The following is a 23208-nucleotide window of genomic DNA, read 5'->3' as shown; positions in this document are numbered from 1 at the left end:
TCATCGTTTGCGTTTGAAGGTCCGCGCCCGGCGAGTCATGAGGCGGGCCTTACCGTTCGTGGCTTCGCTGTTTTTGGCGACGCCCCTGGCAGCACCCGTTAGCTCTACCCAAGCCCGCGCCCATGGATCGACGTGGAAAATTCCCGTACGGCCCGTATTGGTGGCTGATTTGTATGAGCAGGGCACGCGCCAGCTCTATAACCAGCTGAGTGTGGCCGAGCAAGGCTTACGCTACGAGGTGTTCGAGAAGGCTTACACGGGCTACCTAAACCTGCGCGCTTCGGGCAAGGTCAATGCCAGCCGAGGGGTGCTGACGGTAGCCGATTATACACTGCCTTCGACGAAAAAGCGCCTCTGGGTGCTGGATCTAAACCAGAAGAAAGTGTTGTTTCACACCTTGGTGGCGCACGGTCACAACTCCGGTGAAAACGTTGCCACCAATTTCTCCAACGTGATTGAGTCCAACATGAGCAGTGTGGGCTTTTACGTAACCGATACGGAGTATGTAGGCAAGCACGGCCGCTCGCTAAAGCTGGAAGGACTGGACGAAGGATTCAACGACAACGCCCGCGACCGGGCAGTGGTAATGCACGGCGCTGAGTACGTCAGCGAAGACTTTATCCGTCAGCACGGCCGACTGGGCCGTAGCCTCGGTTGCCCTGCCCTGCCCATGGACATTTATGCCCCCATCATCGATGCTTTGGGGAACGGCAGCTGCATGTTCCTGAACGGCAACGACCCCGAGTATCAATCCCAGTTTCTGGACCCCGACGCGGCAGCTGAGGCGTACGTAGCCGCCGAAACCGGCGAATCTGTATAAGCGCTGCTAGCAATTTGCAGTAGGTTAGGAGGGGAGAAGAAAAGGCGCTTGCGGCACTGCCGCAAGCGCCTTTTCGCTTGCCCGATGTCCGATAGGCTGTAAAGTTGCTGGTCGCTGGCGCTTACAGCGCTACTCCAAATTTTTCGCCTACACCGCGCAGGTCGTCGACTACTTTTTGCAGGAGCGGAATGCCATTGAGTAGCCGTTCTTCCGTCATGCGGCGTTCCGGGTCACCGGGAATCAGCACTTGCTGCTCCGGCACGGCACGGGCTTGGCGGAAGGTTTGAATCCAGTTGTCCATATGCGCCTTGAACTCGGCTGCCGGCCGGAAGGCGTCTACGCGCATCACTCCGAAGAAATGCCCGATTCCTTGGCCCACCGGGTCGGCCGGCGGCTGCAGGAAGGCCACGAAAGGCGGCACCCACGGCCCGTAATTGGCCCCGGATAGCACAGCCGACAGAATATCGACCGTCGCGCCCAGGCCATAGCCCTTGTGGCTGCCGGTTTCGCCACCCAGCGGAATCAGGGCGCCGCCGTTTTTGGTTTCCACCGGATTGGTACTTGGTTGCCCGTCGCGGTCCTGAATCCAGCCAGCAGGGGCCGGCAGGTTTTTGCGTTCCAGAATTTCCAGTTTGCCGTTGGCCGCCGTCGTGGTGGCCATATCCAGCACGAAAGGCGGCTGCTCGCCCGCCGGAATAGCTACTGAAATGGGATTGGTGCCCAGCAGCCGCTCCAGCGAGTACGTGGGCGCCACCAGCGGCGAAGCGTTGGTGAGGGCAATGCCAATCATATCGTGCGGCAGGGCCAGCATGGCGTGGTAGCCTGCAATTCCGAAGTGGTTGGAATTGCGCACGGCCACCCAGCCTGTACCGGCCACCCGGGCCTTCTCAATGGCCAGCCGCATAGCATGCGGCGCCACTACCAGCCCCAGGCCGGCGTCGCCATCTACCACAGCGGTGCTGGGCGTTTCGTGCACCACGGCGATGTGCGGCTTGGCATTGATGCGCTGAGCCTCCCAGAGGCGTACGTAGCCACTGAGGCGGGCCACCCCGTGCGAATCTACGCCGCGCAGATCGGCCGATAGCAGGGTTTCGGTGGCTTGGCGTGCGTGCTCATCGGTGCAGCCCATGGCATGAAATACGCCTTCGGCAAAGCTGAACAGGTGTGGGTAAGCAAACGTCATGGAGTGAAGGGTGGAATCAGGAGACAAGCCGGCGGCCGATATGCCGCAAAGATGCAGCAAGGCCGCCTGCGATCAGAAGGGCATCGAAGTTCTCAATCAGGCCTCCAGCATTTCAGCTAGCAGGCCTTCTTTCAGCGCATGAGCTGAGGCGGTGATTCGAGGTAGGCGGCAAGCCTTCAGCACAAAATCAATTAATACACAAGCCACCACGATCATGTCGGCGCGCAGCGGCGTCATGCCCGGCAGTTGCAGGCGCTCGGCGTGCGTCATCGACAGCAGCTGATCGTAACTGTGGTAGAAGCTGTCGAGGGAAATGGCTCGGGCCGCGGGCTGCTGGGTGTAGTCTTCCCCGTGGCGGGCCGCCTGCATGTCGCCCAGGGTATCAAACGTGCCCGAAGCACCAATCAGGCTTTCCGGCCGGTACTTTTCAGCTGCCATCAGCATCGGTGCCAGCGCAGTCTGCAGAAACTCATGCTCGGCAAGAACATCATCGGGAGGCATGGGGTCGTGGCGAAAAAAGCGGTCCAACAGCCGCTGCGCCCCTATCTCGAAGCTCTCCTTCCAGAAGATGGTGTCGGCATTGGCAATGATGAACTCTACGGAGCCGCCCCCGATGTCCATCATCAGGTGCGGCTCCGGGCCCAGCGGGACGGCCTGCCGGATGCCCCGGCAGATCAGCTCTGCCTCGCGTCCGCCATCGATGACTTCTACCCGAATGCCCGTTTGCTCGAATATGTCTTTGACCAGCTCGGATCCGTTGCGGGCCACGCGCACGGCACTGGTGGCCGTAGCTCGCACTTCCGTGACCTGGTGCAGCTCAATTTCTTCCTGGAAAGCCTGCAGGGTATGCAGGGCACGAGCAAAAGCTGCCGGAGCTATTTCTCCCTGGCTGATGCCGCCTTCGCCGAGCTTTACGCCCACTTTAGTGCGCAGCAGCACCGTTGGCTCGGTGCCGCGGTGCTGGGGGAGTTCCACAATGAGCAAGTGAAACGTGTTGGTGCCCATGTCGATCAGGGCAAGGCGCTGGTGGTGATGAGTAGACACGTTACAGGTAACAAATGGCAGATGAGACAGTAACGGGCGGGAAGGATAGGGCGTCGCGGTCAAGATAAGACGGAAATCAATAGTGGCTCCCGCGCAGTGGTGGCCACCGCTCCACCTTGCTTCAGGTGGCGAAGCGGCAGAACGTGCCCAGCGGCAGCTTGCGCTGGCCGCTGTCCTGCAGATAGATTTCCCCGATTTCGCGCTGCTTGCCGTACGGCGCGTAAATGCTTTCCATCAGGTTGTCGAGAATCAGCGCCGAGAAACCGATGGAGTAGAGGTTGATGACGTAAAAGTGGTCTTCCGGGTCGAGCAGCTCGCGGCAGAGTTTCAGCATTTCGTTGAGCTGATCTTCCAGCTGCCACTTTTCGCCGTTGGGTCCGCGGCCGTAAGCGGGCGGGTCCAAGATCAGGCCCTGGTACTTGTTGCCGCGCTTTACTTCGCGCTGTACGTATTTGAATGCGTCTTCCACCAGCCACCGCACGCCGTCGAGGCCGGAGGCTTCCATGTTGTCGCGGGCCCAGAAATTTACCTGCTTTACCGAGTCGAGGTGCGTCACATCGGCGCCGGCAGCGCGGGCAGCCAGCGTAGCCCCGCCGGTATAGGCGAAGAGATTCAGCACGCGTGGCTTGGCGGCCTGGCGCTTCTTGGTTTGCTCGTAGATAAACTGCCAGTTGGGGTCTTGCTCCGGAAACAGGCCTACGTGCTTAAACGACGACAAGCCTAGGCGAAAGCGCAGCTTCAGCCCGTCGGGGCGCTCGTAGCTGATTACCCATTGCTCAGCCATGCCGGGCTTCAGTTTCCACTTGCCGCGTTCCTGGCTGCCGGCCTCGCGGGTGAAGGTGGCGTGGGCCCGGTCCCACTCGCTCTGGGGCAGGTGCGGGTCCCACACGGCCTGCGGCTCGGGGCGGCTGAGGACGTAGCGCCCGAAGCGCTCCAGCTTTTGAAAATTGCCGCTGTCGATCAGCTCGTAATCGGGCCAGGGACTGGTGGTCAGAAATGAGTACATACGCTACCTTTAAGCTACCCCGCAGGCGGGCCGGCAAAGGTACGGCAGCGCAGCGGATGGGTTGACGACAAACGGCAGCAGAACACGACAACCCCTTGGCGGTATGACGGAAACTACTCGCATCCTTGAACAACTCCGCTGCGCCTTCGCCGGCAACGCGTGGTCGGGCCCTGCCTTACTGGATACGCTGCGTGGCCTCTCCGCCGCGCAGGCCACCACGCGGCCGCTCCCGGAAGCGCACAGCATCTGGGAACTGGTGCTGCACCTTACCACCTGGACCGATACCGTACGGCTGCGCATTGAGCAGCGCCAAAACCTGCCGCCCGTAGCCGAAGACTGGCCTCCCGTGCCCGCTGTGGCCAACGAAGTAGCTTGGCAACGCGCCAACCACGAACTTTGCCGGGCCCACGAGCAGTTGCTGGCCGTAACGCAGTTTTTGACTGCCGCCGACCTCTACCAACTGCTAGGGGAGGGGCGCGACCGAGCCGATGGTTCGGGCGTATTGATTTATGTATTGTTGCATGGTACGGCGCAGCATTACCTGTACCATGCCGGCCAGGTGGCACTGCTGCACAAGCTGGTCTAACGTTCCTGATTCATGCATTTCTTCAAATACCAAGGCACCGGCAACGACTTCGTCATGATCGACGACCGCGCCCGTACCTTTCCCGCCGACGACAATGCCCTGGTGGAGCGCCTCTGCGACCGGCGACGCGGCATCGGGGCCGATGGCCTGATCTTGCTGCGCACCCTGCCCGGCTACGACTTCGAAATGGTGTACTACAACGCCGATGGCTACGTGGGCTCCATGTGCGGCAACGGTGGCCGTTGTACCGTAGCCTTTGCCAAGCAGCTGGGCGTCATTCAGGATAAAGCCCACTTCCTGGCCGCCGATGGCCCGCACGAGGCCAGTATCGACGCCGACGGGCTGGTGCGTCTGCGCATGATCGATGTGGCCGGCCACGAGCAAATGGCCGACGACGTCTTTATGAACACTGGTTCGCCGCACATCGTCCGCTTTCTGCCTGCCAGCACCTTGGCCGGGTACAACGTGTACGACGAAGGCCGCGCCGTGCGCTACGGCGACCTTTTCCGCGAACGGGGCGGCACCAACGTCAACTTCGTGGAAGCACCCGCCGCCAATGGGCAGCCCTGGCAAGTACGAACCTATGAGCGGGGTGTGGAGGACGAAACTTACTCCTGTGGCACCGGCGTGACGGCCGTAGCTCTGGCAGCAGCCCGGCGCGGGGCGGTAAGCCCAGTCCCATTGCGCACCATCGGTGGGGATTTGTCGGTGTCGTTTGAGCAGCAAGCCGATGGCTCGTTTACCAACGTGTACCTGAACGGCCCGGCAGAGTTTGTATTTGAAGGCGATATTGCACTTTAGCCTATGCTGCGCTCCGATGCGGTCTACCTGCGGGCCCTCGAAGCCAGCGACCTTGCATTTCTCTACGAACTGGAAAACGACGCGAGCGTGTGGGGCCTGGCTTCCGACACGCTTGCCCCGATTTCACGTTATAATCTGCAGCGGTATTTAGATAATTCCGCCGCCGATATCTACGAGGTGCGCCAAATGCGCTTGGTCATTTGTAGTTCAGCCGATGGTCAAGCTGTTGGCACCGTGGATTTATTCAATTTTGATCCGCACCATCGGCGGGCTGCCGTAGGCATCATGGTAGCCGCCCAAGAGCGGCGGCGCGGTTATGCTGTTGCGGCGCTGCAGTTGGTGCAGCAGTACACCCGTGATACGCTGCATCTGCACCAAATTTACTGCACCATCGCAGCCAGCAACACGGCCAGCTTGCGCTTATTTAAGGCAGCGGGATTTCGGCGCGTAGGGATTCGCTATCAGTGGCTTAAAGCTGAACTTGGCTGGCAGGATGCCGTGGAAATGCAGTGTTTATTGATGGGCCAATAGGCCCATTTTTTGTTTTTCTTGGAGTTGCCCTAGCTCAAGTATACGGCCAGCGGTATCCTTTTGCCGGGAGCCTTCGTATGAAGCTATGCCGCGCTTGGTTGGGAGGGCCCACCCGACTGAGCCAACCGCTTTTACCACCACGCCCAATCGCCAAAACGCTTTTTGACGCTCTTTCCGCATGTCCCTACTCGATGCCACGACCCTCGCGTCGAACGCTGATTCTGCCGCTAGCTCCTCTGTTCTTAACGCCAACACTACCTCCGATTCGCTGAACCATACCCCTGATACCACTGCCGTGCAACGCCTGCCCGACCTCGTGTGCTTTGCGCACCTGCACTGGGACTTTGTGTGGCAGCGTCCGCAGCATTTGCTCTCGCGCTTTGCCAAGCATACGCGGGTGTTCTATGTGGAGGAGCCCTGCACGCACTTCGAGGAAACAACGATGGAGCCTTGGTTGGAAATCAAGGACCGCGAAGAAGGCCGACTAAAGATTGTGGTGGTGCACCTGCCCGGCGGCATGACCGAACAAGCCGCCGACCAGGTACAAGCCGATATCCTGACGGAATACTTCGAGAAGGAGAACATCAAGGACTTCATCGCTTGGTATTACTCGCCCATGTTCTTGGCCAAGTCGCGGCAGCTTAAGCCCGCCCTGACCATCTACGACTGCATGGACGAGCTGGCCAACTTCAAAGGCGCGCACCCCGAGCTGCGCAGCCGCGAGCAGGAGCTGTTCCAGAAAGCACAGCTGGTATTTACCGGTGGCCAGAGCCTGTACGAAGCCAAGCAGAAACAGCACCACAGCGCCCACGCCTTCCCGAGCAGCATCGACAAAGCTCACTTCGGGCAAGCACGCCAAAGCCTGACCGAACCCGAAGACCAGAAGTCTATCCCGCACCCGCGCGTGGGTTTCTTCGGGGTGGTGGATGAGCGCCTCGATATTGAGCTGCTGCGCGAACTGGCTGTGGCTCGTCCGGAGTGGCAGTTCATCATTATCGGTCCGGTGGTGAAGATCGACCCGAGCGTTTTGCCACAAGGCGCCAACATTCACTACCTCGGTGGCAAGGACTACAAGGAGTTGCCTACTTACCTGCACGGCTGGGACGTGGCCACGTTGCTCTTTGCCGATAACGAAAGCACCAAGTTTATCTCGCCCACCAAGACGCCGGAATACCTGGCGGCTGGCAAGCCCGTGGTGAGCACTCCCATCCGCGATGTGGTGCGCCCCTACGGCGAAATGGGCCTCGTACACATTGCCGCCAACGCCGAGAAATTCGGTAAGGCCATTGAAATGGCGCTTGACGAAGTGGACGACGCTGCCTGGCTGCAGCGCGTAGACAACTATCTGGCCACTATTTCTTGGGACCAAACCTGGCAGCAGATGGTGACCCTAATGCAAGCTGAACTGCGCCGCGTAGCCGCGCAGTAGCTTTTCTCCGTACACGGTTCGCAAGAGCCAGTCTCTCAACATCTTTCTAAACAATTCACCACCTGCCCCTTCTGAGCTATGTTTGATTATCTGATCGTAGGAGCCGGTTTTGCCGGCAGCGTATTGGCCGAGCGTCTCGCTACCCGGTCTAATAAGAAAGTTCTGATCATCGATAAGCGAAACCACATCGGTGGCAACGCCTACGACCACTACAACGAGGACGGCATCCTCGTGCACAAATACGGTCCGCACATCTTCCATACCAACTCCAAGGAGGTATTCGAATACCTGTCGAACTTCACCGACTGGCGCCCCTACGAGCACTGGGTTCTTGCCTCGGTAGACGGCCAGCACGTTCCGATTCCGATCAACCTCGACACCATCAATAAGCTCTACGGCACCAACATGACTTCCTTCGAGGTCGATGCCTTCTTTGAGTCGCAGGCTGAGGAAGTGGCTGTTATCAAAACGTCGGAAGACGTAGTGGTAAGCAAAGTAGGCCGCGAGCTGTACGAAAAGTTCTTCCGCAACTACACCCGCAAGCAGTGGGGCCTCGACCCCTCCGAGCTGGATAAGTCGGTGACGTCGCGCGTGCCTACCCGCACCAACCGGGACCGTCGGTACTTCACCGATACGTACCAAGCTATGCCTTTGCACGGCTACACCAAGATGTTCGAGAAGATGCTCGACCACCCGAACATCAAAATCATGCTCAATACCGACTACCACGACATCATCAACGTCATTCCCTATAAGGAAATGATCTTCACGGGTCCGGTAGACGAGTATTTCGATTTCAAGTTCGGCAAACTGCCTTACCGTTCGCTCGAGTTCAAGCACGAAACCTTGAATAAGGAGCAGCACCTGGAGGCGCCGGTGGTAAACTACCCCAACGAGCACCTGTACACGCGCATCACGGAGTTCAAGGCCCTCACCGGCCAGACGCACCCCAAGACAAGCCTCGTGTACGAATTCCCGCGTGCCGAAGGCGACCCGTACTACCCGATTCCGAAGCCTGAGAATGCCGAACTGTACAACAAGTACAAGAAGCTGGCCGACGAAACGCCCAACGTACACTTCGTAGGCCGCTTGGCTACCTACAAGTATTACAACATGGACCAGGTAGTGGCGCAGGCCCTGACCACGTACAAGAAGCTCACCGAAAAAGAGAAAGAAGAGAAGGGCACGGCTGCGGCCGCCAAACCGGCCATCACGGGCTCGGCTTCCCTAATGGAGAAGCTGCTGCCGCGCGACCCGGACAAGAAAAAGGCATAAACCGATCCGATCATCTGCGACGGGTAGCAACAGTTGCCGTGCTGCTACCCGTCGCGCTTTTGCACCTACTGCATGGCAACTGTGGAGCTATGGGGCGGGGTTGAGTGTACAGTCAACCGCGTCCATAATGAATACATGGACCAGCTGGAGTTGAGCGGGCATCGTACCCGCCTCTCCGATCTGGACCTGATTGCCGAGCTGGGCGTACGCAAATTGCGCTACCCAGTACTCTGGGAGTCGGTAGCACCCGAGAGCCTCGACCAACCCAACTGGGACTGGGCCGATGAACGCCTGCCTCGCCTGCGCGACCTGGGTGTCGACCCTATCGTGGGGCTATTACACCACGGCAGCGGCCCGCGCTACACGGCCATGAACGCCGACAACTTTGTAAGTGGCCTTGCTCGCTTTGCCCGTATGGTGGCCGAGCGTTATCCGTGGGTCAACTATTACACCCCGGTAAACGAACCGCTGACCACCGCACGCTTCAGCGGCCTCTACGGCCTCTGGTACCCGCACGCCACCGACGACCGTACGTTTGTGCGGATGTTGCTGAACGAAATTCACGGCACCAAAGCGGCCATGAAAGCCATCCGGGAAGTGAATCCGAAGGCTAAGTTGGTTCAGACCGAGGACATGGGCAAGGTGCACAGCACCACGCCAATGGCTTACCAGGCCGAGTTCGAGAATAACCGACGATGGCTGACTTTCGACTTGCTTTGCGGCCAGGTAGACGCGTCACACCCCCTGTGGCGCTTTTTGCGCGCTAATGGGGCTACTAAGGCCGAGCTGTTCGATCTGGTGAACGACCCGTTACCGCCCGACGTGATGGGTATCAACTACTACGTGACGAGCGAGCGGTTTCTCGACCACGACTTCGGCCAGTACCCGCCGCGATGCTTCAGTCGCAACCACAAGGACCGCTACGCAGATGTAGAGGCCGTGCGGGTGCTGTCACTGGAGTCGGCCGGTATCAAAAGCATCCTGAGTGAAGTGTGGGATCGGTACAAACTGCCGATTGCCATAACGGAGTCACACTTGGGCTGCACCCGCGAGGAGCAGATGCGCTGGATCCTGGAAGCCTGGGACGCGGCCAACTTGCTCCGCAACGAAGGGGTGAATATTCGTGCTGTGACCGTTTGGTCTCTGCTCGGGGCCTTCGATTGGGACAGTCTGCTTACTCGCCGCGGCGGTAGCTATGAAAGTGGCGTGTTCGACGTGCGCAACGGTCAGCCCCGGCCTACTGCTTTGTTCAAAATGGTGCAAAGCCTAGCCCGTTCGGGCCGCTACACGCACCCTGTGCTGTCCGGTGAAGGCTGGTGGCAGCGTTCGGATCGTTTCGTGTACCGCACTTCACCTATTGTCTGAAGCTATGGCTAATAATCTATTTGTTCCTGCGCCGCAACCCCGTCGGCCCTTGCTTATTACTGGTGCCAATGGCACGTTGGGCAAGGCCTTTGCTCGCATTTGTCAGATCCGCGGCCTCGAGGCTGTAGCACTGACCCGCAGTGAGCTGGATATCACGGACCTGCAAAGTATCGAGCGGGCCATGGAGCGCCACAATCCCTGGGCAGTGGTGAATACGGCCGGCTACGTACGGGTGGATGATGCCGAAACCGATGCTGAACGGTGCTTCCGCGAAAACAGCCTCGGGCCGGCTTTGCTGGCTGAGGTTTGCAAAACCCACGGCGTGCAACTGCTCACCTTCTCATCGGACTTGGTGTTCGATGGGTATAAAAGCCATCCGTATGTCGAAAGCGACCAAACCAGGCCGCTAAACGTGTACGGGGAGAGTAAGAAGCGTGCCGAGCGCGATGTGCTCAAACACATGAAAAACGCGTTGGTAGTACGTACCAGCGCCTTTTTTGGACCATGGGACGAGTTTAACTTCGTGCATTTCGTATTGCGCTCGGCTCGCGAAGGCACTGCCTTCGAAGCTGCTGACAATGTGCAAATAGCCCCGACGTATGTGCCCAACCTGGTCAATTCCTCCTTGGACTTGCTCATTGACGAGGAGCGGGGCCTATGGCACTTGGCCAACCAAGGCTCCTGCTCCTGGGCAGATCTGGCCCGGATGGCAGCCGAGGGCGCGGGCTTCAGCTCCGATTTTGTGATTGGCCGACCCATGGAAGCTTTAGGCTTACGGGCGCCGCGTCCGGTACAAAGTGTGTTGAGCAGTGAGCAAGGAGTGCTATTGCCACCGCTCGAAGTATCGCTGCGACAATATTTGCTTGACGTGGGGGTAGTTCCCGTTCAGGACTTTGGACTCTTATCAGCGGGCTGCGCCACGAAAGGAGCAAAGGTCAAAAACTAGCCTGCTGCAGCGGCTGGCCCTTACCAGCGAACCTGACAACTTAACCTTCTGCACAAACCCCGCACTCTTTTTGAGGTTGCGGGGTTTGTCATTTTTAGGGCAACCGATAAGGCGTCTGGGGCTTTTCCGCCAAACAACGTATTTTTGAGGTGCGCCCCAGCGTTTTCAGCAAATTCTCCTACACAGCATGTTCGATTTTATCGGGAAGGCCGTCACCAAAGTCTTCGGCACCAAGTCGGAACGGGACTTGAAAGGCATCATCCCTTACGTGGCGACCATCAACGCCGAATACGCCAAACTGGCAGGTCTATCCGACGACGAGCTTCGCGGTCAGACCGACCAGGTGCGGGCCCGCATCAGCGAGTATCTGCAGAACATCGATTCCCAGATTGCGGCCCTGCACCAGCGCATCGCCGACGAGCCCAACCTGGATATCCAGCAGAAAGAAAACGTATTCGAGCAAATCGATGCGCTGGAGAAACAGCGCAACACGCAGCTGGAAGAAGTACTGCTGGAGGTGTTGCCGCAATCCTTTGCCATCGTGAAGGAGACGGCACGCCGCTACAAGGAGAATGGCCAGCTGGTGGTAACCGCCAACGACCACGACCGGGAATACGCCCGCCGGGCACCCAACGTCACCATTACGCCTGATGGCAAAGCTATCTGGGCCAACAAATGGATGGCTGCCGGGGCGGAAATCGTGTGGGACATGGTGCACTACGACGTGCAGCTGATCGGTGGCGTAACCTTGCACCAAGGCAAAATTGCCGAAATGGCCACCGGTGAGGGTAAAACGCTCGTGTCGACCTTGCCGGCATTCCTCAACGCGCTGTCGAAACGCGGGGTACACTTGGTAACTGTCAACGACTACCTCGCCAAGCGTGACTCGGAGTGGAATGCGCCGCTGTTCGAGTTCCACGGCATCACCGTGGATTGCATCGACAAGCACCAGCCCAACACCGATGCCCGCCGCCGCGCTTACGCTGCCGACATCACCTACGGTACCAACAACGAATTCGGCTTCGACTACCTGCGCGACAATATGGCGCGCGACCCGGAGGAACTGGTGCAGCGCAAGCACCACTACGCCATCGTCGACGAAGTTGACTCCGTACTGATTGACGACGCCCGGACGCCGCTCATCATCTCAGGCCCGGTGCCCAAAGGCGACGTGCATGAGTTCCTGATTCTGAAGCCGCGCATTCAGCGCCTCGTGGAGGAGCAGCGTAAAATGGTGCAGCAGTACTTGCTCGACGCTAAGCGCCTCATCAAGGAAGGCAACGACGGCCCCAAGGAAGGGGAGGGCGGCTTGGCACTGTTCCGCGCGTTCCGTGGCTTGCCCAAGAGCAAGCCACTGATCAAGTTCCTCTCGGAAACCGGTAACCGCGCCATTCTGCAGAAAGTGGAAAACCACTACCTGCAGGACAACCAGCGCCAGATGCCGCAGGCCGACAAGCCGCTGCTCTTCACCATCGATGAGAAGAACAACCAGATCGAGCTGACCGAAAAGGGCATCGACCTGATTACCGGCCAGGGTGAGGATGCCAGTTTCTTCATCATGCCCGACATCGGCATGGACATCGCGGCCATTGAAAACAACAAGGCCCTGACCGCCGAAGAGCGCCTGCACCAGAAAGAGCACCTGATGCAGGAGTATCAGGAGAAGTCGGAGCGCATTCACACGGTAAACCAGCTGCTGAAGGCGTACACGCTGTTTGAGCGCGACGACCAGTACATCGTGACCGACGACCACAAGGTGAAAATTGTGGACGAGCAGACTGGTCGTGTAATGGAAGGCCGCCGGTACTCTGATGGTCTGCACCAGGCCATCGAAGCCAAGGAAAACGTGCGCATTGAAGATGCCACGCAGACCTACGCTACCGTGACGCTGCAGAACTACTTCCGCATGTACCACAAGCTGGGCGGCATGACCGGTACAGCTGAAACGGAAGCGGGCGAATTCTGGCAGATCTACAAGCTAGACGTGGTCGTGATTCCGACCAACCGCGGCATTGCCCGCAAAGACCAGCACGACAAGGTGTACAAGACCACGCGTGAGAAGTACAACGCCGTGGCCGAGGAAATCCAGGAGCTGGTACAAGCCGGTCGCCCGGTGCTGGTGGGTACTACTTCGGTAGAAAACTCGGAAATCATCAGCCGCATGCTGAAGCTGCGCAAGATTCCGCACCAGGTGCTGAACGCAAAGCAAAACCAGCGCGAAGCCGAAATTGTGGCCGGCGCCGGTTACCCCGGCACCGTAACCATCGCCACGAACATGGCTGGTCGCGGTACCGACATCAAGCTGCGCGAAACCTCACGTGAGGCGGGCGGTCTGGCCATCATTGGTACGGAGCGCCACGAGTCCCGCCGCGTCGACCGCCAGCTGCGGGGTCGTGCCGGCCGCCAGGGTGACCCGGGTACGTCGCAGTTCTTCGTGAGCTTGGAAGACAACTTGATGCGTCTGTTCGGCTCGGACCGTATTGCCCGCCTCATGGACCGTATGGGTCTGGAAGAAGGCGAGGTGATTCAGCACTCGATGATTACTTCGTCGATTGAGCGGGCGCAGAAGAAAGTAGAGGAAAACAACTTCGGCATCCGTAAGCGCCTGCTGGAGTACGACGACGTGATGAACGCCCAGCGCGAGGTGGTGTACCGCCGCCGCCGCAATGCTCTCTTCGGCGAGCGTCTGGAACTGGACGTGTGGAACATGATCTACGACGTGGCCGACGACACCGTGGCCGGTCACAAGATCAGCGGTGACTACGAAGACTTCAAGCTGGCCATCATCCGCGTATTCGGCTACGACACACACATCACGGCGGCTGAGTTTGCTGGCCAGCAGCCGGCGCAGCTCACGCAGCGCCTGTACGACGAGGCGCTGGGCTACTACCACTCGAAAAACGAGGTGATTGGCGAGTCGGCGCTGCCGCTCATCAACGACCTGATCGAGCAGAACGCCCCGTTTGAGAACATCGCCGTGCCCTTCTCGGATCAGCGCAAGCAAGTGACGGCCGTAGCCAGCCTGCGCAAGGCGCAAGCCAACAACGGTTTAGAACTGATCCGCGCCATGGAGAAAGTGGTGGCGCTGTCGATTATCGACGAGGCCTGGACCCAGCACCTGCGCGCCATGGACGACCTGAAGCAGGTGGTGCAGAACGCCGTGTACGAGCAGAAAGACCCGTTGCTGGTGTACAAGTTCGAGTCGTTTGAGCTGTTCAAACGCATGATCAGCAAGGTAAACGAAGACACCGTTTCCTTCCTGTTCCACGCCGATATCCCCGCTACGCAGGGCGGTCCGACCGAAGAACCCGAAATTTTCTTCGAGGAGGCCGCTGCTGCGCCGCGTATGCCGCAGCCCAAGCTGAAGGCTGAGAAGGAAGTCTCGACCACTTCGCTGGGCGCTGGCCCCGAGGACCTCGAACAAGCGCACGACTTGGGCCTGGAACCGCTGGAAAAGCAGGTGCCGGTACGCTCGCAGAAGGTCGCCAACCGCAACGATAAAGTGAGCGTGCAGTACATGGACGGCCGCATCGTACGTGACGTAAAGTTCAAGAGCGTGGAAGAAGACGTGATGAACAACCGCGCCGTGCTGATCGATTAAATACTAGTTAGCGCGAATTCTAGCGGATTTAACAAATGGTTGAAACAGCAATGCCACGGCTTTCGCCGTGGCATTGCTGTTTCAAGTGGCCTAAGCATCGTTTGCGTAATGGCAGCCATGGTTGCTTACATTGTCACCAAGCGTCTGTAGGCGGCTTAGAGTTGCATAGCTGCGTTACTTCTTGAGTTCGTTTCTTCGTTTAAATTCTGAATTGATGTTGCGTCTAAGCAGCTACCTGGTAAAGCTCCTCTTAGCAGCAATGATGACTAGTTGTTCGTATGATAACTCTCCGACTACTGAAAACTTCACAGCTGCCAACGGGTGGTTTCAACTAAGGGTGCCTACTGCCTGGCAACACGGCTTTGAGAAAGAACTTTACACGTTCACTGACCCTACTAATCCAGATTGGGCCTTTCAGATTTCGGCTTATAAGGCAGTTGCTGATACAATCTCAGACTTCAGCTTGCAGGCTGAACTACAAAAAGAGCTTCGTGCCCATCCTGACGCTAGAATAGTCACGTTAGCCAACAGGCAAATGGTGTACTACATCCAAAGGCGTGAAGGGTATCCAATGCACTGCTGGATAGTGGGCGGCGAGAGATGCAAAGCGTTTTGCACCTTTACCACGGACCAGCCCAATGAAGACGGCACTTTGAATATGGTTCAGAAAGCCGTTGCATCAATGACGCTTAAATAAAGAGCGCCGCGAAATTTTCAACACGCTCTACCTTTGCTGCCTATGTCTACTGCCGAAAACCTCGCCGCCCGCATCGATCATACACTGCTGAAGCCCGACGCCACGCGCGAACAAATCGAAGAGCTGTGTGCCGAGGCCCGCGACGCGGGTTTTGCCAGCGTGTGCGTGCCGCCGCACTTTGTGCCGGTGGCCGATGCGGCCTTGCGCGGCTCGGAGGTGATGGTGTGTACCGTCATTGGGTTTCCGCTGGGCTATAGCACCTCAGCTGTAAAGCTGGCGGAGGCTACGGAAGCACTGGCCATGGGCGCTACCGAGCTGGACATGGTGATGAACGTCGCGGCTTTCAAATCAAATGAGGATGTGGCCGTGCAGCACGATATCCGGCAGCTGGCCGAGCTTTGCCACAGCCACGAGGCCATCCTGAAGGTCATCATCGAGACTGCCCTGCTCACGCCTGATGAAATTCGCCGTGCCTGCGACCTGTGTGCCGCAGCCGGCGCGGATTTTGTGAAGACCTCCACCGGCTTTGCTAGCCGTGGTGCTTCGGTGGAAGATGTGCGGCTGATGCGCGACCAACTGCCGAGCCACGTGCGTATAAAAGCTGCTGGCGGTATCCGCACCCACGTACAGGCCCTGGCGCTGGTGCTGGCCGGTGCCGACCGCCTCGGCGCTTCCGCCGGCCTAGCTTTGCTCTCCCCCGATGACGACTCCACCCATGAAACGTCCGCTTACTAACGTGCTGTCGATTACTGCTCTGCTTGCGCTGGCGGCTTGTGCTACTTCAGGCCCTGGGTCGCCTTCGGCTTCCTCCAAACCCGATACCACGCGGCCCGGCAACGCCTCAGCCGGCAAGGGCAGCCAGCCGGTGGCCGAAGACCTGGCCAAGTACCGCCCCAAATTCACGCCGCCTGCGGCGCCGAAAGCTGCTGCCGCTAAGGCGTACGTGGCGCCTACCAACCACGTCAACGCTCAGGTAGACCAACGCCTGCGCGACCTGGCTTTCACCAACCAGAACGTAAAGTACACTGACGGCTGGCGCATTCAGGCCTACATCGGGCTGGAGCGTGACCAGGCCATGGCCATTCGTCGGTCCGTTATCAGCCGCTACCCGGAAGAAACCGATTACTTGACTTTCAAGCAGCCCATTTACCGGCTGTACATCGGCGACTACGTTTCGCGCCTAGAGGCTGAGCGGGCCCTATTACGTATTCGGCCGTTGGCCCCCAAAGCTGAACTGCAGGTAACCCAGGTGCTTATCAACAAAACCCGCTTCTAACCATGCCGCTAATCCGCCAGCTGCAATGGGATGAACTGGATTTGTTGCAAGGTCTTGAGGTTATCCCCATCGAATACGAAGACGGCTCTGGCCAGCAGTACCGCGTCAGAAAGGATGGTCTGGTGCTGCTGCTGTCGCTGTGGCCGGCCAACGGCATCGTGGACGTCACCCTGACGCATCCGGCCTCCGATGCCATTTTGCTGGACCTGCGCGTGGCCGTGCGAGGCCCGGTGCGCTACAACAACGACAAACGTGGTGAATACCTGGAATTCCCAGACTGCGTGCTGATCAGCCGGCTGGGTTTCGGGGAAGAAGAAAGTGCGTTCAGCCCCAATCTGATCGGGCGCTCCATGCTGGTGTCGGTGCGCCCGCACATGAGCGTGCTGTTCGAGTAACGCCGTAGAGAGGTGCTCCGAATGGTTGTACCTTGCGGGCTATGCAGCATTTGCTTTCCCGGATTCAGGAACTAGCCGCCGCTCAAGCCGCCGACGTGGTTGGGCTGCGCCACCACTTGCACGCTCATCCCGAGCTTTCGTTTGAAGAATACGAGACGTGTGCTTTCGTAGCCGCCGAGCTGCGCAAGCTTGGTCTCGACCCACAACCCATTGCTACTACGGGTCTCGTGGCCCTCATTGAGGGCCGCAACCCCGGCGCCCGTACCGTAGCGCTGCGGGCTGATATGGACGCACTACCCATCCAGGAGCAAAACGACGTTCCGTACCGCTCGCAGAACCCCGGGGTGATGCACGCCTGCGGCCACGACGTGCATACTTCCTCGCTGCTGGGAGCTGCCCGTATCCTCACGCAACTGCGCGACGAGTTTGAAGGCACCATCAAGCTAATGTTTCAGCCCGGCGAAGAGCGACTACCCGGTGGCGCCTCTATTATGATCAAGGAAGGCGTGCTGGAAAACCCGCAGCCCCAAAGCGTGCTCGGCCAGCACGTGTTTCCGCACCTGCCCGCCGGCCAGATCGGGGTGCGCTCCGGGCGATACATGGCCAGCACCGATGAGTTGTACCTGACTGTGCGCGGCAAAGGTGGCCACGGTGCCATGCCCGAACACAACCTTGATCCGGTGCTGGTAGCAGCGCACATTATTGTAGCGGCACAGCAGATTGTGAGCCGCCGGGCCAATCCCAAATTGCCCTCGGTGCTGTCGTTTGGTAAAGTCATTGCCAACGGCGCCACCAACGTTATTCCAAATGAGGTCTACATCGAAGGCACGTTCCGCACCATGAACGAGCAGTGGCGCCAGGAAGCGCACCGTCACCTGCGCCAGCTTTGCGAAGGCTTGGCCGAATCGATGGGGACTACCTGCGAATTGGAAATTCGCAATGGGTATCCCTGCCTCGAAAACGATCCTGCTACCACCGAGCGCATCCGCGCCGCGGCCGTGGCATACCTCGGCGCGGAGAACGTAATTGAGCTGGATCAGTGGATGGCGGCTGAAGACTTCGCCTACTTCTCGCAGGCCGCGCCGTCGTGCTTTTACCGCCTCGGCACCCGCGCCCTCGACGGCCGCTACGCTTCTTCCGTACACACGCCTACCTTCGACGTCGAAGCGCACGCCCTTACGGTGGGGCCCGGCCTCATGGCTTGGCTAGCGTTAAACGAGTTGCAGGGTTAAGCTGGCACGTGCCAGCACGAAGCGCACCGCACTGAACATGAAGAAAGGACTATGGCTTGCCTTGCTGCTGGGCTTGCCGCTGGCGGCAGTAGCCCAGCGACGCATCAGTAACCCCACCCAGCTCTGGCCGGAGCTACAGACCGAGCTGGCTTTGCAGGACAACTCGTATGTGCTGCTGAGCGCACAGAATCGGCGGTCGGTAGAGTCGCGTTATAACAGCGGTACGTTTGATTACGTGTTGCTGCGCGCTGCCTACGAAAGGTTCTGGAGCCCGCAATGGAGCGGCGGCATTATGGCCCGCTACGCGGCTACCGCATCGTCGGGCAACAATATTTTTGCGCCGGAGCTGTTGCTGCGTCACCGCGGCAGCTGGCTCGGGCTGACTTGGGGCCAGCGCCTGGGCCTGGAGTACGCCTTTTTGCCCGCCGGGGAGCGTAACCTGGGTACCACCCGGCTGCGCCTTGATGTGGAGCGCCTGCTACCAGTCGGTAAACTGATGCTTCGCCCGCGCGTGGCCTGGGAAGGTGCTCTGAACGTGCGTCTGCAGCCTGAGGATGACCAACCCGAGGAGCGTACGCTGGATCAGGGCGGTTTTCGGGCAGAAGTAGGAGTTCGGCTTTCCGACCACGTTGACTTGACGCCTTATTTCGCCTGGCAGACCAATTATATCGTCACGCAGTTTCAGTTTGATTCGAGTGGCAACATCACGTCGGGCGGGCGTACCAACCTAGTGTCGCCCATCATTGGCTTGGATGTTCGATTTACCTTATTCCAAGGCAAGCAAACATTCGACAGGATTCAGTTGCCAACGCAGCACTAGGGTAGTTGACAATGTGTCAGCAAAATTGACAACTTGTAATCTGGGTCATGCAAGCCTATTCGTTGTTTTTTGCCTTAGGCTTTGGCAGGCTAGTTATATTTATTCATGAAATAAGACATTTAGTCAGGTTGATTTGAGTGGTACGGAATTTATAAATGAACAGGTGTCTCGCACAGTGCAAGACGCCTTGATCAGAAACCGAAACCACTTTCATACAACTATGGCAACCATGTTTAATTCGCTTCCTGCCCTGCGTCCTACACGCTCCATCGACGCGATGATGAACCAGTTGTTGAACGACACGCTGCCGGGTTTTGCTAATGCCGGCACGGGCTTCATGCCAGCAGCCGATGTGCTCGAAACCTCTGAGGGCTTCGAGTTGCTGCTGACCTTGCCGGGTATTCCTAAAGACGCCTTGACTATTGACGTGCACGAAGGCGCCCTTACGGTAAGCGGCGAGCGTAAAGCCCCGGCCACCGAAGGCGAAAACGCTCCCAAGGTGCGCCGCGTGGAGTCGAGCTACGGTGCCTTCACCCGCAAGTTCCGCCTGCCTGAGACCGTAAACGTAGATGGAATTCAGGCCGAACTCACCGATGGTGTGCTGCGCCTGTTGCTGCCTTTTGACACGCAGAAAACGACCAAGCGCCTGATTGAAGTGCGCTAACTGTCAGCTGAATCTGAAAAAAAGGCACCCTTTTGTGGTGCCTTTTTTGTTGGTCCAACTGTTGTAATACTCGTAATGTCAATGCAACCCCGCACGAAGCGCCGGGTATCTCACGTTATGGAACGAGCAAGGCATTGCCTTGACACGAAACATTTCGTACTTTAATTTCAGACTCTCAACACTTCCATATTTCTCTTACCCATGCAAGCCAAACAAATGATGCTCGGCCTCATGGCCTCCGCTGTGCTCGGTGGGAGCGTGGCCGTTGGTGGGTACAAGTTGCTGGAGCCGGAGCGCTCGGTAGAGTCCCAGACCGTGGCAACTGACCCCAACGTGCGCTACACCAGTGCACTGCGTAACTCCACTTACAACGTGCCGGAAGGCCTGAACTTCGTGGCCGCTGCGGCTGCCGTGACGCCTGCCGTAGTGCACGTAATGACGGAGTACGCCCCGAAAGTGGCGCAGAACGACCAGATCCGGATGGATCCGTTCCTGCGGCAGTTTTTCGGCGACGACTTTAACGGGTACCGTTCACCACAGCGCGGACCGCAGGTTGGCTCGGGTTCGGGTGTAATCATCGCCGCCAACGGCTACATCGTGACCAACAATCACGTTATCGATAAAGCCGACAAAATCGAGGTAGTACTGGACGATAAGCGTAAGTACAGCGCGACGCTGGTAGGTGCTGACCCGACTACCGACTTGGCCCTGCTCAAAGTAGAGGCTGACAACCTGCCCTACGTGCGCTACGCCAACTCCGACCAAGTGAGAGTGGGCGAATGGGTGTTGGCTGTGGGCAACCCCTTCAACCTGAACTCGACCGTCACGGCTGGCATTATTTCGGCTAAAGGACGTAACATCAATATCCTGAACCGCGAAGACCGCATGGGTATCGAGTCGTTTCTGCAGACCGACGCGGTGGTAAACCCCGGCAACTCTGGTGGCGCACTCGTCAACCTGAAGGGCGACCTGATCGGTATCAACTCGGCCATTGCCTCGCGTACCGGCTCGTTTGAAGGCTATTCGTTTGCCGTGCCTAGCTCCATCGTGAGCAAGGTGATTGACGACCTGCTGAAATACAAAGTGGTGCAACGCGCGCTGCTGGGCGTGAACATCCGTGAGGTAGATGCTACGCTGGCTTCGGAGAAAAAGCTGAAGTCCCTGGACGGGGTGTATGTGGTGGGCATGAGCAAGAGCAGTGCTGCCGCCGATGCCGGCCTGAAAGAAGGCGACATCATCACCGAAATTAACGGCGTGAAGGTGAATACCTCTTCGCAGCTGCAGGAGCAGGTGGCCCGCTTCCGCCCCGGCGACAAGATTAAGGTAACTTACCTGCGCGGCGACGACCGGAAGACGGCCACCGCCACCCTGCGCAACTCTTCGGGTACTACCGACATCGTGCGCGAGGAAACCACGGCGGCCATTGAGTATGAAGGCGCTAAGTTCTCGCCCCTCACCCGGCAAGAGCAGAACAAGCTGGACATTGAAGGCGGTGCCAAGATCAGCGGCGTGCGCGGCTCCAACTTCCGCGAAACGGGTATCGGCGACGGGTTCATCATCACCCGCATCGACAAGAACAAGGTGACCAAGCCTCAGGACGTGAAACGCTTCCTGGAAGCCGCCAAGGACAACCAAGGCGCCTTGGTAGAGGGTGTGTACCCCGACGGCCGCAAAGCGTATTACCCCATCGGGCAGGCAGAATAAATACTGCACTTGCTGCGTTAATAACCTGACAAGAGCCTCCGCCTTCCGGGCGGGGGCTTTTTTGTTAGCTTTGTTTCTACACGAAAGCGTCCGTCATCCGGATTAAGGAGGGGCCTTTTCAAGCTGGACGGTGGCTTGTTGAGTCCTTCCGTTCAGGCGTTAAAAAGCCCTTTCTTAATCCGGATGACAAATCCATCTTACCGACACAAACCCTACATACCCACCCATGAAACTAGCCATTGAAGAAGCCACCGCCACCGGCGCCGACGTTCAGGAACACGACCATCACGGCATTCGCCAAGTGCTGCGCGAGCTGGGCATTCAGGAAACCAACGCGGCCTTCAGCACCGGTCTGCAGTGGGGCGGCGAAGCCAACGAGCAGGTGCGCAGCATCAGCTCGCCCACCGATGGCAAGCTGATTGCCAAAGTGCGCATGGCTACCGCTGCCGATTATGAGCAAGTGGTACAGACGGCACAGGAAGCTTTCAAAAGCTGGCGGCAGGTGCCCGCGCCCAAGCGTGGTGAAATCGTGCGGCAAATCGGCAACAAGCTGCGCGAGTACAAGGAGCCGCTGGGTAAGCTGGTAAGCTACGAAATGGGCAAGATCCTGCAGGAAGGCCTCGGCGAAGTGCAGGAGATGATTGATATCTGCGACTTTGCGGTGGGTCTGTCGCGTCAGTTGCATGGCCTCACCATGCACTCGGAGCGCCCCGCGCACCGCATGTACGAGCAGTACCACCCGTTGGGCGTGGTAGGCATTATTTCGGCCTTCAACTTCCCGGTGGCTGTGTGGAGCTGGAATGCCATGCTGGCCGCCGTGTGCGGCGATGTGAATATCTGGAAGCCTTCGGAAAAGACGCCGCTGGTGGCCGTGGCCGTGCAGCACATCATTAAAGATGTACTGCGCGAAAACGAATTGCCGGAGGGTATCTTCAACGTCATCATTGGGGATGCTGAAATCGGGGGGCTGATGTCGGCCGATGAGCGCGTACCGCTGGTGTCGGCTACAGGCTCGACGCGTATGGGCAAGAAGGTAGGTGCTGTAGTAGGTGCCCGCCTCGGCAAGGCCCTGCTGGAACTCGGCGGCAACAATGCCATTATCCTCACGGCTAACGCCGACCTCGACATTGCCATTCGCGCGGTACTGTTCGGGGCTGTGGGCACGGCGGGACAGCGCTGCACCACCACGCGCCGCCTCATCATCCACGACAGCATTTACGAGGACGTGAAGCAGCGCCTGCTCAACGCGTACCCGAAGCTGCCCATTGGCCACCCGCTACAGGACGGCAACCTCGTCGGCCCGCTGATCGATACCGACGCCGTGCAGGGCTTCACCAAAGCCTTGGAGGCGGTGCAGCAGGAAGGCGGCAAACTGCTCACCGGCGGCGAAGTGCTCAGCGGCTCGGGTTACGAAACCGGTACCTACGTGCAGCCTGCGCTGGTGGAAGCTCAGAATGAGTACCACACCGTGCAAGAAGAAACCTTCGCCCCGATTCTGTACCTGATCAAGTACTCTGGTGACGTAGAAAACGCCATTGCGCTGCAGAACGGCGTGCGCCAAGGTTTGTCGTCCTCGATTTTCTCGCTGAACATGCGCGAAACCGAAGCCTTCCTGGCCGCTACCGGCTCCGACTGCGGCATTGCCAACGTGAACATCGGTACTTCGGGCGCCGAAATCGGTGGTGCCTTCGGTGGCGAGAAGGAAACCGGCGGCGGCCGCGAATCGGGCTCGGATGCCTGGAAAATCTACATGCGCCGGCAGACCAACACGATTAATTACAGCACGCAACTACCGCTGGCCCAGGGTATCAAATTTGATATCTAAACCAATAC

At 58.6% G+C, this 23208-nt stretch carries 21 protein-coding genes; 18 read left to right on the top strand and 3 right to left on the bottom strand.

All coding sequences use genetic code 11. The features are described from left to right. Window positions 1-58: 58 nt before the first annotated feature. Window positions 59-820 carry a murein L,D-transpeptidase catalytic domain family protein gene (locus tag AC5FXY_RS01565; RefSeq protein WP_493554876.1) on the top strand — a complete coding sequence of 254 codons (762 nt, stop codon included), beginning with the start codon at window positions 59-61 and terminating at the stop codon, window positions 818-820. A gap of 121 nt (window positions 821-941) precedes the next feature. On the opposite strand, the gene AC5FXY_RS01560 is transcribed toward AC5FXY_RS01565, so the two are convergent. From AC5FXY_RS01560 to AC5FXY_RS01550, 3 genes are all read right to left on the bottom strand, one after another. Then, a complete protein-coding gene (locus AC5FXY_RS01560) occupies window positions 942-2003 on the bottom strand; it encodes an Ldh family oxidoreductase (protein WP_493554875.1) in 1062 nt (353 codons plus the stop codon). Between the two features lie 96 nt (window positions 2004-2099). Then, window positions 2100-3047 (bottom strand): Ppx/GppA phosphatase family protein, encoded by a 948-nt coding sequence (locus tag AC5FXY_RS01555; RefSeq protein ID WP_493554874.1) that lies wholly within the window; start codon window positions 3045-3047, stop codon window positions 2100-2102. Between the two features lie 121 nt (window positions 3048-3168). Further along, window positions 3169-4053, bottom strand: a complete 885-nt coding sequence (locus tag AC5FXY_RS01550) for a class I SAM-dependent methyltransferase (RefSeq protein ID WP_493554873.1) — start codon at window positions 4051-4053, stop codon at window positions 3169-3171. Window positions 4054-4156: 103 nt separating this feature from the next. Between AC5FXY_RS01550 and AC5FXY_RS01545 the strand changes: the two genes are divergently transcribed. The 17 genes from AC5FXY_RS01545 (at window position 4157) to amaB (ending at window position 23200) form a co-directional block, all read left to right on the top strand. Next, window positions 4157-4639, top strand: a complete 483-nt coding sequence (locus AC5FXY_RS01545) for a DinB family protein (RefSeq protein ID WP_493554872.1) — start codon at window positions 4157-4159, stop codon at window positions 4637-4639. A 12-nt stretch (window positions 4640-4651) separates the two neighbouring features. Continuing rightward, entirely contained in the window at window positions 4652-5440 is a 789-nt protein-coding gene (gene dapF / locus AC5FXY_RS01540) for a diaminopimelate epimerase (protein WP_493554871.1), read from the top strand. 3 nt (window positions 5441-5443) lie between these two features. After that, on the top strand, window positions 5444-5971 hold the full coding sequence (locus AC5FXY_RS01535) for a GNAT family N-acetyltransferase (RefSeq protein WP_493554870.1): 528 nt from the start codon (window positions 5444-5446) through the stop codon (window positions 5969-5971). 178 nt (window positions 5972-6149) lie between these two features. Beyond that, window positions 6150-7400, top strand: coding sequence for a glycosyltransferase family 1 protein (locus AC5FXY_RS01530; protein WP_493554869.1), 1251 nt, complete (start codon window positions 6150-6152; stop codon window positions 7398-7400). A gap of 78 nt (window positions 7401-7478) precedes the next feature. Next, entirely contained in the window at window positions 7479-8675 is a 1197-nt protein-coding gene (gene glf, locus AC5FXY_RS01525; protein WP_493554868.1) for a UDP-galactopyranose mutase, read from the top strand. 72 nt (window positions 8676-8747) lie between these two features. Beyond that, window positions 8748-10040, top strand: a complete 1293-nt coding sequence (locus AC5FXY_RS01520; protein WP_493554867.1) for a family 1 glycosylhydrolase — start codon at window positions 8748-8750, stop codon at window positions 10038-10040. Window positions 10041-10044: 4 nt separating this feature from the next. Further along, window positions 10045-10986, top strand: coding sequence for an SDR family oxidoreductase (locus tag AC5FXY_RS01515; RefSeq protein ID WP_493554866.1), 942 nt, complete (start codon window positions 10045-10047; stop codon window positions 10984-10986). A 187-nt stretch (window positions 10987-11173) separates the two neighbouring features. After that, window positions 11174-14587 carry a preprotein translocase subunit SecA gene (gene secA, locus AC5FXY_RS01510; protein ID WP_493554865.1) on the top strand — a complete coding sequence of 1138 codons (3414 nt, stop codon included), beginning with the start codon at window positions 11174-11176 and terminating at the stop codon, window positions 14585-14587. Window positions 14588-14768: 181 nt separating this feature from the next. Next, on the top strand, window positions 14769-15284 hold the full coding sequence (locus AC5FXY_RS01505) for a DUF3805 domain-containing protein (RefSeq protein WP_493554864.1): 516 nt from the start codon (window positions 14769-14771) through the stop codon (window positions 15282-15284). 42 nt (window positions 15285-15326) lie between these two features. After that, a complete protein-coding gene (gene deoC, locus AC5FXY_RS01500) occupies window positions 15327-16019 on the top strand; it encodes a deoxyribose-phosphate aldolase (RefSeq protein ID WP_493554863.1) in 693 nt (230 codons plus the stop codon). After that, window positions 16000-16560: a sporulation protein gene (locus AC5FXY_RS01495; protein ID WP_493554862.1), complete on the top strand. Its 561-nt coding sequence runs from the start codon at window positions 16000-16002 to the stop codon at window positions 16558-16560. The genes deoC and AC5FXY_RS01495 overlap by 20 nt, the downstream gene beginning before the upstream one ends. 2 nt (window positions 16561-16562) lie before the next feature. Further along, on the top strand, window positions 16563-16955 hold the full coding sequence (locus AC5FXY_RS01490) for a hypothetical protein (protein WP_493554861.1): 393 nt from the start codon (window positions 16563-16565) through the stop codon (window positions 16953-16955). A gap of 41 nt (window positions 16956-16996) precedes the next feature. Continuing rightward, a complete protein-coding gene (locus tag AC5FXY_RS01485; RefSeq protein WP_493554860.1) occupies window positions 16997-18187 on the top strand; it encodes a M20 metallopeptidase family protein in 1191 nt (396 codons plus the stop codon). Between the two features lie 37 nt (window positions 18188-18224). Continuing rightward, on the top strand, window positions 18225-19007 hold the full coding sequence (locus tag AC5FXY_RS01480) for a hypothetical protein (RefSeq protein WP_493554859.1): 783 nt from the start codon (window positions 18225-18227) through the stop codon (window positions 19005-19007). Between the two features lie 220 nt (window positions 19008-19227). Beyond that, a complete protein-coding gene (locus tag AC5FXY_RS01475; protein ID WP_493554858.1) occupies window positions 19228-19671 on the top strand; it encodes an Hsp20/alpha crystallin family protein in 444 nt (147 codons plus the stop codon). Between the two features lie 201 nt (window positions 19672-19872). Next, complete coding sequence (locus AC5FXY_RS01470; RefSeq protein ID WP_493554857.1) at window positions 19873-21375, top strand: Do family serine endopeptidase; 1503 nt, start codon at window positions 19873-19875, stop codon at window positions 21373-21375. A gap of 226 nt (window positions 21376-21601) precedes the next feature. Beyond that, on the top strand, window positions 21602-23200 hold the full coding sequence (amaB, locus tag AC5FXY_RS01465; RefSeq protein ID WP_493554856.1) for an L-piperidine-6-carboxylate dehydrogenase: 1599 nt from the start codon (window positions 21602-21604) through the stop codon (window positions 23198-23200). The last annotated feature ends 8 nt before the right edge of the window (window positions 23201-23208 follow it).

This window comes from Hymenobacter sp. FMD4 (genome assembly GCF_058932745.1).
Note: the sequence above shows the minus strand (reverse complement) of the source record. Positions and strands in the feature narration are given on the sequence as shown.